Below are 9,975 nucleotides of genomic sequence, written 5' to 3' on the forward strand. Positions count from 1 at the left end.
CGCTGGTGGCCGGGGTCGTGGCGTGAGCCGCCGCGCCGGTGGCGGGGGGCTGGGGTTGTCCGGGTTGCGCCGGCTGTGCGGCGGCCTGGTCGGTGCCAGGCTGGGCCGGCGCGTTGGCCGACCACAAGGGAGCGCGGCCCTGCACCGGCGGCGCGGCGTCGGGATACTGGGCCAGCAACGCCAGGATCGCGCGCGCGGTCGTGCCCAGCGTGGTGGGGGCCGAGGCCGTGGTGTCGCTACTGGTGACCAGGCCGCGGGCGGCCAGCGCCAGCGCGGCGGCGGTCTTGGCGTCCAGGACGGTGGGCGGGCGGTCGCCGCGGGCGCCGCCGGTCTGGATGCCTTGTCGCGGGTCGCGATTGGAGCCGTCGGCCGAGCCGGGCTTGTCCAGGTTGCCGGGCTGGCTGACCGCATCCGGCCGCGCGCCCGACACCTGGTTGGCGCTGGCGGCGGACATCGTCGTGCCAAGCACGGCGTCCAACCGCTGCACTAGGACGTTGCCGAGTGCCGCGGGACCTACGCTCATGCTTCAGGCGCCTGGTAGCCGTAGGCGGACAACAGCGTCTGCTGGCGCTTCATGCGGCCCAGCAGTTCGCCCAGCCGGGCCAGTTGCGGGAGCGCCAGGTCCCGCGTGAGCGCGTCGTTTTCGAGGATACGCACCAGCAGGTCGTACTTCATGGCGCGGCCGGCTTCGTCCAGCGGCGCGGTCGGCTCCGCGATCCGCAGGCGTTCGACCAGCTCGCAGTATTGCTGCCCGTGGGCCATCGCCGTATCCCAGTCGCCGGCCTGGGCGGCCGTCAACATCTCGCCCGTGATGAGGGCGATCTCCTGGTAGTGTTCCAGAATAGGGGATGAGTACTGGGTAAGGGACGTCATGGAAATCTCGGGCGTTCGATGGCTGGCTGGATTTGTGTTTTTGGCCATCAGGGCTGGGTGAGGCCAGCCGGTCGGTCGACGGAAGTCTGCCAAGCCTCGGCCAGATCCGCCAGCAGGCGGTCGGCGATATCGAGTTGCTCGGCGTTCGCTTTCAGATTTGCCGTCAGCAAGGTGCGGACGATGTAATCGTAGAGACGGGCGAGGTTGGCGGCGATCTCGCCGCCGGCCTCCATGTTCAACCCGGTCTTCAAGCCTTCATCGACGATCTTGATCGCTTTCGAGATGGCCGCGCCGCGCTCGGCGACCCGGCCTTCCTGCAGGTGGATGCGTGCCTGCCCGATCGCCGCCCGGGCACCCATGTACAGCAGGGTGATCAGCCGCTCGGGACTCGCGCCCAGCACCTGGGTTTCCAGGCCGATATCGGCGTAGGAGCGGACGGATTGGGACCCTGTGGGGCGGCGGGCGGCGTAAGTCATTAATGCATCTTCTACAGGTTATTTGCTCGATTTGTTCATCGCCGCAAATTGTTGGGTCAGGTAGTTGGCGGTGGTCTGCATTTGCATGTAGAACTTGTCCAGCGCCACGAAGCGGGTACGCATCTGGTCGATCTCGGCATCGCTGGCGGCCTTGGCCCGCTTTTGCTGGGCGTCCAGATCGCTCATCGACTTGGTCAGGCCGTCCGTGCGCGTCTTGAGCGAACCGGTGCTGCCCAACACGTCCTTGAACGCCTTTTCGAAATTCTTGGCCAGGCCGTTGTCGCCGGTCAGCAGCTTGGTGACGTCGGCCGGGCTGCCGCTCAGTGCCTTGTCCAGCTTGGTCTGGTCGAGCTTGAGCTGGCGCGTCTGCGGATCGGTGGTGATGCCCAGGTCGGCCAGCGAGCGGACAGTGCCCGAGCCCAGCACGGCCTGCAGCGCGCCGGTCACCGAAGACTGGATCGAACGCGTGGTGCCGTCTCCGGTCAGCGGCTGGTTGGTGGCCGCCTTGGCGTCGAAGGCCGTCAGGTTCTTGATGGTCGTCTGCAGCGCGTTGTAGGTCTTGACGAAGTCCTGGATGGCCTTGTTGGCGACCGACGTATCGGATTCGAGCTTCAGCGTGATCGGCTTGCCGGCCTCGGTCTTGTCGGTCAGGTTCAGCGTGACGCCGTCGATGACGTTGGCCACGTTGTTCGAACCGCTCTTGACGGCCAGGCCGTTGATGGTGAGCTGGGCGTCTTCGGCCTTGGTGTTGGCCATGCCGGTGGTGGTGCCGTCGGCGGCGGTGCTGAAGGACAGGATGTCCTTGAGCGACTGGTCGCCGGTGACGGTGATGTTCTTGACCGAGGCCTGGACGCCGGTGTCCTTGGCCGTCAGCATCAGGTAGTTGTTGCCACTGCCGTCGTTGATGACGGTGGCGCGCAGGCCGGACTTGTCGTCGGCGTTGATGGCCTTGACGATGCCGTTGAGCGAGGTGTCGCCCTTGAGGTCGATGGTGCGCTTGGTGCCGTCGGCCAGCTCGATTTCGAACGAGCCGGTGTCGCCGTGCTTGGCGGTGCGGTCGGCCACGGCGCCCGATTGCAGGCTCTGGGCGCGCGCCAGGTTGTTCACTTCGATGACGTATTGGCCCGCGACGGCGCCCTCGGCGGCCACAGTGGCCGTCAAGGCGGTGCCGCCGGTGACGCTGCCCTTGATGGCAGCCATCGTCTCGGTCTTGCCCAGTACCGCAGCCGACTTCTGCAGGGCTTCCAGCGAGCTTTGCAGCTGCGCGTAGGCGTCGATGCGAGTCTTGTAGCTGGAGGCGCGGGTGGTGTAGATCGAGAGCTTCTTGTCCTCGGCGGCCTGCAGGTCCGACAGGATCTTTTCCAGGGGCAAGCCGGAAACTGAACCGAGGTTAGTGATAGAGGCCATGTGAAATCCTTCCTAGCGATGCGATTCTGTCAAAAATAGGGTGCCGGCGATTGGCCGGGTAAGGGCATAAGGCGGGCCTAATTCGATGATTCCATCATCGATTGGCGCCAAAACGGGCACAGAAGAAAGTACGGGAATTCATGTCAAGCCGAGGTCTTGATGCCATTTCCCTGCATGTTCACGATCATTTTGGCGATCTTGAGCACAGCTTCGCTGGGGATGGTACGAATGACGTCCCCGGACTTGGCGTCCACCACCGATACCACCACCTGGTGCACGTCCGGGTCGACCTCGAACTGCAACTGGGTCGACCAGGCCTTCATCTGCTCGTTGATTTCGTCCAGCGCCTTGTCGAGCGGCAGCTTCTGCGAATTCGACTGCTCCGACGTCGCGGAATCGGTGCCGCTGCCATTGGTGCTGGCGGCGGGCGGGGCGACGGTGACGGATGGATCTGCGACGACTGACACGGCCGCGACCGGCGCCGGTGCGAACGTAGCGGGGGCTAAGGGGGTTACGGCCATGATCACTCCAGCGGCGGTGCGGGCGTCTCGGAGGAACGCGCTGTTTTCAGGGAATTCTCAGCTACGATTACGGCAGCGCCGCAGGGAACTTTAGCCCTCGTCACAGCGGGCTGTTTCATGTGCTAACAAGTTGGGATCGGGCAATGAGTGTCAAGACGGCGTTGCGAGTCATCGAAATCATCGAAACCTATGCCCGGGAAAAGCGCGCACTGCCCCTGTCGGAACTGGCCCGGCTGCTGGACGTGCCGGTATCGAGCTGCCTGGCCCTGATCCGCACCCTGACCGGCCTGGGCTATCTCTACGAAACCGGACGCCGCCAGGGCTACTACCCAACCGGGCGCCTGTTGGCGATGGCGCAACGCATCGCCCGCGCCGATCCGGTGCTGGACCGGGTCTATCCGAGCCTGGTTGAATTAAGGGACGCAACCCGGGAAACCGTCGTATTCGCCAAGTTGACGCAGGACGGCCGGGTGGTCTACCTGGACGTGCTGGATTCGCCGCACACGATCCGATACGCGCCGGTTGCCGGCGAGTTCAAGGACGTACACGCCAATTCGCTGGGCAAGGCGCTCATGTCCCTGATGGATGAGCCGGCCCGTGACGCGCTGCTCGGCAGCGGCCCCTTGACGCGCTACAACGAGCGCACGCTGGTTACGCGCGAAGCGGTGCTGCAGGATCTGACGCTGTCGCGCCAGCGCGGCTGGTTCATGAACAGCGGCGAGTCGATTCCCGACGTCGGCGCCATCGCCTGGCCGGTGACGCTCTCGGGCGAGCACTATGCCATCTCCGTGGGCGGCCCCATCTACCGGATCGAGCCGTGCCAGGAGGAATACGCCCGCATCCTGCGGGCGGCGTGCACCGGGCTGGAACAGCAGTCCTGAGAGGGCGCCGGGGGCGGCGCGCAAGGCGCGTGGCCCGGGCGGCCGGCGCGTCCGGCGTGCGCGCCGGCCGGCAGGGGCCTCAATAGGACTTGGGCAGGCCCAGCACCTTTTCCGCGATAAAGCACATGATCAGTTGCGGGCTGACCGGCGCGATGCGCGGGATGAAGCTCTCGCGCAGCAGGCGTTCCACGTGATATTCCTTGGCGTAGCCCATGCCGCCCAGCGTCATTACCGCGGTCTGGCAGGCGTTGTAGCCGGCCTCGGCCGCCAGATACTTGGCGGCGTTGGCGCTGGGGCCGCAGGGCTGGCCGGCGTCATACAGGCTGGCGGCCTTGAACACCATCAGGTCGGCCGCCTCCAACTGCATCCAGGCCTGCGCCAGCGGGTGCTGGATGCCCTGGTTCTGGCCGATCGGCCGGCCGAATACATGGCGCTCGCCGGCGTAGCGCACCGCGCGCTCCAGGGCGGCGCGGCCGATGCCGACCGCCTCGGCCGCGATCAGGATGCGTTCCGGGTTCAGGCCATGCAGGATGTACTCGAAGCCGCGGCCTTCCTCACCGATGCGGTCCGCCAGCGGGATCCGCAGGCCGTCGATGAACAGCATGTTCGAGTCCACCGCCTTGCGGCCCATCTTCTCGATTTCACGCACCTCGACCTTGCCGCGGTCCAGGTCGGTGTAGAACAGCGACAGGCCCTGCGTCGGCTTGGCCACCTCGGACAGCGGGGTGGTGCGCGCCAGCAGCAGCATCTTGTCGGCCACCTGGGCGGTCGAGATCCAGATCTTGCGGCCATGCACCACGTACTCGTCGCCCTGGCGCACGGCGCGGGTGCCGAGCTTGGTGGTGTCCAGGCCGGCGTCGGGCTCGGTGACGGCGAAGCAGGCCTTCTGTTGACCGGCGATCAGCGGCGGCAGCCAGCGGGCGCGCTGCTCGTCGTTGCCGAACACGACCACGGGATTGAGGCCGAAGATGTTCATGTGCACGGCCGACGCGCCGGTGAAGCCCGCGCCCGAGGCGGCGATGGTCTGCATCATCAGCGCGGCCTCGGTCATGCCCAGGCCGGCGCCGCCATGCTCCGGCGGCATGGCGATGCCGAGCCAGCCGTCGCGCGCCAGGTCGGCGTGCAGGGGTTCAGGGAAGCCGCCTTCACGGTCGCGTTCCAGCCAGTATTCGTCGGGATAGCGGGCGCAGATGCGGGATACTGCGTCGCGCAGCGCCAATTGATCGGGGGTGAATGCAAAGTCCATCAGTCGGTTCCATCCTGGGTGATGCGATTGGCAAAGAGCGCGTCAATGCCGGCGGGGTCGTAGCCGGCCTCGGCCAGCACTTCGCGGCTGTGCTGGCCCAGCGTCGGCGCCGGGCGCCGGATGGCGGTCGGCGTGCCCTGGTAGCGGCCGAGGGGGGCGGGGGTGCGCAGGCGGCCCTCGGTCGGGTGCTGGTGGTCCTGCACGAAGCCGGTGGCGGCCAGGTGCTCGTCCTGCAGCAGGTCGTCGACCGTGTAGAGCTGCGATGCGGGGATGTCGGCGTCCGCCAGCTCGCGCAGCCAGTCCTGGCTGGCGCGGGTGCGGATCACGTCGGCGACGAAGGCGTAGACCTCGTCGATATGGGCGGCGCGGGCGCCGTGGGTGTGAAAACGCGGATCCTGCGCCAGTTCCGGCTGGCCGATCAGCGCGAAGAAGTTGCGCCAGTGCTTGTCGTTGTAGATCAGCAGGCAGATGTAGCCGTCGGCGGTGGCGTAGGGCCGGCGGTGCGGCGCCAGCAACCGGGCGTAGCCGGTGGGGCCGAGCGGCGGTTCGAAGGTGGCGCCGCCCAGGTGGTCGCCCAGCACCAGGTGCGCCATGCCCTCGAACATCGGGATCTCGACCTGCTGGCCCTGGCCGCTGGCGCGGGCGTGCAGCACCGCCGACACCAGCGCGATGCCCACATGCAGGCCCACGGCGCGGTCGGCCAGCGTCAGCGGCGCGTAGCGCGGCACGTCGCCGCTCTGCTGCGCCGCCAGCGCGGCGATGCCGGTCTGGCCCTGGATCAGGTCATCGTAGGCAGGCCGGCCGGCGTAGGGGCCGGCCTCGCCGAAGCCGTAGGCACCCAGGTAGACGATGCGCGGGTTGCGCGCCGCCACCGCCGCGTACGACAGGCCCAGGCGCGCCATGGCCTGGGGGCGGATGTTGTAGAGCAGGGCGTCGCAGGTCTCGGCCAAGCGCAGGCAGGCCTCGCGGCCTTCCGGCGTCTTCAGGTCCAGCACCACCGAGCGCTTGTTGCGGTTCAGGTGCAGGTACAGGTGGCCCATGCCCGGGTTGCGCATCGGGCCGACGGCCCGCATGTTGTCGCCGGCGGGCGACTCGACCTTGATGACGTCGGCGCCCAGGTCGGCCAGCACCTGGGTGGCGTAAGGACCCATCACAACCGAACTGAGGTCCAGGATGCGTACGCCGGACAGGGGGCCGGCGGCCCGCGGGGATGCGGCGGCGGACATTGTCATTGCTGCTCGATCCCCGCGTCGCGGATCAGTTTGCCCCACAGGTCGCGTTGCTCGCCGACGAACCGGCCGAAGGCCTCGGGCGAACTGGAAAACGCGTCAAAGCCCAGGCCCGCCAGGCGCTTGCGCACGTCTGGCTTGGCCACCACCTGCTTGATGGCGTCGTTGAGCTTGGCCACCACCTCGGGCGGCATCCCGGCCGGGCCGAAGTAGCCGTTCCACGAATTCAGGTCGAAGTCCGGCACGCCCGACTCGGCCATGGAAGGCAGGTCCGGCACGATCGCGCTGCGCTCGGCGGTGGACACCGCCAGCGCCCGCAACTGGCCCGACTGCACGAACGGCAGGCCGGACGCCAGGTCGGTGAACATGAAATCGACCTGGCCGCCGACTACGTCGGTCAGGCCCTGCGGCGTGCCTTTATAGGGCACGTGCAGGATGTCGATCTTGGCGCGGTTGGCCAGGGTGGCGCCGGCGACGATGCCGGTGCTGTTGCCGCTGGCGTAGGTGATGCGGCCGGGGTGCTGGCGCGCGTCGGCGACCAGGTCGGCCACGGTCTTCCACGGCCGCTTGGGATTGACGACGAGGATGAAGGGCAGGTTGCCGCCGCGCGCGATGGGGGTGAAATCCTTGACCGGATCGTAGGGGATGTTCTTCATCAGCCAGGGGGCGGCCGAATGCGAGGTATTGGTGGTCACGAACAGCGTGTAGCCGTCCGGCCTGGCGCGCGCCACGTAGCTGGCGGCGATGGTGGCGTTGGCGCCGGGCTTGTTCTCCACCACGATCTGCTGGCCCAGGATGGTCGACAGTTCGGCGCCAAAGATGCGGCCGACCGCATCGGTGCCGGAGCCGGCGGGGAACGGCACGATCAGGGTGATGGGTTTGTTCGGATAGTCCGCGGCGTGTGCCGCTGGCAGGGCCAGGGCGATGGCGCCGCCGACCAGGGTGGCGCCCAGCAGGCGTAGTAGTCGCATGGTTTGTCTCCAGGGGGATGCGAAGCGGGCGCGGCTTCTGCGGCCGCTGCCCGGGATGGGCCGGTCTCCGTGGCGCCTTCAGGCGCCAGCGGTCGATGCGGGGAAACCGCGGATCACGCGGTCCGGGGATTCCTCGTAAGGAGGCGTGTAGATCACCAGCAGCCGCGCGGGCTCGTCGCTGGTCACGGTGAATACGTGCGGAATGTCCGGCGGGAAATAGCAGCAGTCGCCCGGGCCCATGTCGGCCCATTCGTCCCCGACCTGCGCGCGGGCGCTGCCCGACAGCAGGTAACAGACCTGCTCGATGCCCGGGTGGGCGTGCGGCAGCGCGCCCTGGCCTTTGTCGATCACGCCCAGCAGCACTTCCACGCCGCGCGAGCCCACCGTGTCGGGGCCGATCAGGCGGCGGTTGAGGGTGCCGGTATGGTTGGCCGGGTGGTAGCCGGGCACCTCGGCCTCGCGGACCAGCCAGGCGGGGGTTTTGCGCTGCGTCATGTCTCATCCTTGTTAGTTTTCATATGTGAATTCATTTTCACGTATGAGAAAAACATCGGCAAGCGGGTTTTCCCGGCGATCCCGCGGCGTCCCAGGGGGATTAGGGAAAACACCGGGCATGCGCTGCTAAAATCATGGGCTGTTCACCTTTGCGATCCCGCCTCATGTCTTCCGCACTCAAGCCCGCCGCCGGCGCCACCCTGTCCGATTGGCTGCAGTACCTGGAATCGATCCACGCCACCGCGATCGACATGGGCCTGGAGCGCGTGCGGGAAGTGGCTGCCCGGATGAACCTGGAACTGCCGGGCGTGAAGTTCGTGGTGGGCGGGACCAATGGCAAGGGCTCGACCTGCGCGATGCTGGAGTCGATCCTGCTGGCCGCGGGTTACAAGGTCGGGCTATACACCTCGCCGCACCTCATCGATTTCAACGAGCGCGCGCGCGTCAATGGCCAGATCGCCTCGGACGAGGCCCTGATCGAGCAGTTCATCGCGGTCGAGGCCGCGCGCGGCGAGACGTCCCTGACGTACTTCGAATTCACCACGCTGGCCATCCTGCGCCTGTTCTCGCAATCGCGGCTGGACGCGGTGGTGCTGGAAGTCGGCCTGGGCGGCCGCCTGGACGCCGTCAACATCATCGATGCCGACTGTGCCATCGTCACCAGCGTCGACCTGGATCACATCGAGTACCTGGGCGACACGCGCGAGAAGATCGGTTTCGAAAAGGCCCATATCTACCGCGCCGGCCGGCCGGCCATCTGTGCCGATCCGGTGCCGCCGCAGTCGCTGCTTGATTACGTCGAGCAGATCGGCGCCGACCTGTGGCTGTTCAGCCGCGACTACAACTATTCCGGCGACCGTCAGCAGTGGGCCTATGGCGGCCGCGAACAGCGCCGCAGCGCGCTGGCCTATCCCGCGCTGCGCGGCGCCAACCAGTTGCTGAACGCGTCGGCGGCCCTGGCCGCGCTGGAATCGGTGCGCGACCGCCTGCCGGTGCCGCAGCAGGCGGTGCGCCAGGGCCTGTTGCAGGCCTCGCTGCCCGGCCGTTTCCAGATCCTGCCGGGCCAACCCACGGTGATCCTGGACGTGGCGCACAACCCGCATGCGGCCGCGGTGCTGGCCCAGAACCTGGATAACATGGGTTTCCATCCGTACACCTACGCGGTGTTCGGCATGCTCAACGACAAGGACCTGGCGGGTGTGCTGGCCAAGATCGGCACGCGCATCGACCACTGGTTCTGCGCCGGCCTGCCGGGACCGCGCGGCGGCTCCGGCGAACACCTGGCCGAACGGGTCGCGGCCGGCCTGCCAGCCGCGCCCGCCGGGGCCGAGGCGCCGGGCGTCTCGGCCTACGCCGATCCCGCCCAGGCCTTTGCCGCGGCGCGCGAACGGGCAGGGGAGAATGATAGAATCGTGGTGTTCGGATCATTTCTCACCGTGGCCTCGGTTTTGCAGTCTCTGGGTCGCAAGGCGTAGGCAAGAGCGGCATAGGCAAACATGGGTTTTTTCAAACGCAAGGATCCTGCCGACCAGGCGCAACCCTCCAAGCGAGCGGCCGTGCCGAGCGAGGTTCAGGCGGCCGAGTTGCGCGGGCGCGCCCGTCGCCGGCTCGCGGGCGCCATCGCATTGGTGCTGGCGGCCGTCATCGTCCTGCCGATGGTGCTGGATTCCCAGCCGACGCCCGTGGCCGACAACATCCCCATCAAGGTGCCGGAACGCACCACGCCATTCCAGCCGCAGGTGAGCGAGCCGCAGGCGACCGCGCCCGCCGCGCCGGCGCAAGGCGCCACGCCTGGCGAGTCGTCCGGTGTCGCGACGCCGCCGCCTGTGACCTCGCCGCAAGCCGCCGCGCCGCAGGCCGCGACGCCGTCCACCAC

General features: G+C 67.8%; 10 protein-coding genes and 2 pseudogenes. 3 read left to right on the forward strand and 9 right to left on the reverse strand.

What is annotated here, in order from left to right:
* The 5 genes and pseudogenes from HV783_RS28700 to HV783_RS28720 all read right to left on the reverse strand — a co-directional run.
* A pseudogene (locus HV783_RS28700) lies at positions 1–523 on the reverse strand (flagellar hook-length control protein FliK); the annotation flags it as partial.
* Positions 520–873, reverse strand: coding sequence for a flagellar protein FliT (locus HV783_RS28705; RefSeq protein WP_035360316.1), 354 nt, complete (start codon positions 871–873; stop codon positions 520–522). The gene HV783_RS28705 and the pseudogene HV783_RS28700, both read right to left, overlap by 4 nt.
* A gap of 47 nt (positions 874–920) precedes the next feature.
* Positions 921–1,349 (reverse strand): flagellar export chaperone FliS, encoded by a 429-nt coding sequence (fliS, locus tag HV783_RS28710; protein WP_054502836.1) that lies wholly within the window; start codon positions 1,347–1,349, stop codon positions 921–923.
* A gap of 18 nt (positions 1,350–1,367) precedes the next feature.
* Positions 1,368–2,756, reverse strand: a complete 1,389-nt coding sequence (gene fliD, locus HV783_RS28715) for a flagellar filament capping protein FliD (protein ID WP_054502835.1) — start codon at positions 2,754–2,756, stop codon at positions 1,368–1,370.
* Positions 2,757–2,899: 143 nt separating this feature from the next.
* Positions 2,900–3,277, reverse strand: a complete 378-nt coding sequence (locus HV783_RS28720; RefSeq protein ID WP_175190312.1) for a flagellar protein FlaG — start codon at positions 3,275–3,277, stop codon at positions 2,900–2,902.
* Between the two features lie 143 nt (positions 3,278–3,420).
* Here HV783_RS28720 and HV783_RS28725 point away from each other — a divergent pair, with 143 nt between their 5' ends.
* The gene (locus HV783_RS28725) at positions 3,421–4,158 is read left to right on the forward strand and encodes an IclR family transcriptional regulator (RefSeq protein WP_054502833.1); all 738 of its coding nucleotides are present in this window, start codon (positions 3,421–3,423) and stop codon (positions 4,156–4,158) included.
* A gap of 79 nt (positions 4,159–4,237) precedes the next feature.
* On the opposite strand, the gene HV783_RS28730 is transcribed toward HV783_RS28725, so the two are convergent.
* From HV783_RS28730 to HV783_RS28745, 4 genes are all read right to left on the reverse strand, one after another.
* Positions 4,238–5,404, reverse strand: coding sequence for an acyl-CoA dehydrogenase family protein (locus tag HV783_RS28730; RefSeq protein ID WP_054502832.1), 1,167 nt, complete (start codon positions 5,402–5,404; stop codon positions 4,238–4,240).
* A complete protein-coding gene (locus HV783_RS28735) occupies positions 5,404–6,636 on the reverse strand; it encodes a CaiB/BaiF CoA transferase family protein (protein ID WP_175190313.1) in 1,233 nt (410 codons plus the stop codon). The genes HV783_RS28730 and HV783_RS28735 overlap by 1 nt, the downstream gene beginning before the upstream one ends.
* Positions 6,633–7,604: a Bug family tripartite tricarboxylate transporter substrate binding protein gene (locus HV783_RS28740; protein WP_175167451.1), complete on the reverse strand. Its 972-nt coding sequence runs from the start codon at positions 7,602–7,604 to the stop codon at positions 6,633–6,635. Before HV783_RS28740 ends, HV783_RS28735 begins: the two co-directional genes overlap by 4 nt.
* Positions 7,605–7,682: 78 nt before the next feature.
* Positions 7,683–8,099 (reverse strand): cupin domain-containing protein, encoded by a 417-nt coding sequence (locus HV783_RS28745; RefSeq protein WP_054502829.1) that lies wholly within the window; start codon positions 8,097–8,099, stop codon positions 7,683–7,685.
* A gap of 164 nt (positions 8,100–8,263) precedes the next feature.
* Here HV783_RS28745 and folC point away from each other — a divergent pair, with 164 nt between their 5' ends.
* Together folC and HV783_RS28755 are read left to right on the forward strand one after the other, a co-directional pair.
* On the forward strand, positions 8,264–9,574 hold the full coding sequence (gene folC, locus HV783_RS28750; RefSeq protein WP_054502828.1) for a bifunctional tetrahydrofolate synthase/dihydrofolate synthase: 1,311 nt from the start codon (positions 8,264–8,266) through the stop codon (positions 9,572–9,574).
* A 21-nt stretch (positions 9,575–9,595) separates the two neighbouring features.
* Positions 9,596–9,975, forward strand: a pseudogene (locus tag HV783_RS28755) (SPOR domain-containing protein); the annotation flags it as partial.

This window comes from Achromobacter dolens, assembly GCF_902859745.1.
Classification (GTDB): domain Bacteria; phylum Pseudomonadota; class Gammaproteobacteria; order Burkholderiales; family Burkholderiaceae_B; genus Achromobacter; species Achromobacter dolens.

Bases quoted from the DNA above. Each gene is read 5' to 3' on its own strand.
- HV783_RS28730 (WP_054502832.1), bottom strand. From the start codon at position 5,404: ATGGACTTTGCATTCACCCCCGATCAATTGGCGCTGCGCGACGCAGTA.
- fliS (WP_054502836.1), bottom strand. From the start codon at position 1,349: ATGACTTACGCCGCCCGCCGCCCCACAGGGTCCCAATCCGTCCGCTCC.
- HV783_RS28735 (WP_175190313.1), bottom strand. From the start codon at position 6,636: ATGACAATGTCCGCCGCCGCATCCCCGCGGGCCGCCGGCCCCCTGTCC.
- HV783_RS28705 (WP_035360316.1), bottom strand. From the start codon at position 873: ATGACGTCCCTTACCCAGTACTCATCCCCTATTCTGGAACACTACCAG.
- HV783_RS28745 (WP_054502829.1), bottom strand. From the start codon at position 8,099: ATGACGCAGCGCAAAACCCCCGCCTGGCTGGTCCGCGAGGCCGAGGTG.
- HV783_RS28725 (WP_054502833.1), top strand. From the start codon at position 3,421: ATGAGTGTCAAGACGGCGTTGCGAGTCATCGAAATCATCGAAACCTAT.
- HV783_RS28720 (WP_175190312.1), bottom strand. From the start codon at position 3,277: ATGGCCGTAACCCCCTTAGCCCCCGCTACGTTCGCACCGGCGCCGGTC.
- folC (WP_054502828.1), top strand. From the start codon at position 8,264: ATGTCTTCCGCACTCAAGCCCGCCGCCGGCGCCACCCTGTCCGATTGG.
- HV783_RS28740 (WP_175167451.1), bottom strand. From the start codon at position 7,604: ATGCGACTACTACGCCTGCTGGGCGCCACCCTGGTCGGCGGCGCCATC.
- fliD (WP_054502835.1), bottom strand. From the start codon at position 2,756: ATGGCCTCTATCACTAACCTCGGTTCAGTTTCCGGCTTGCCCCTGGAA.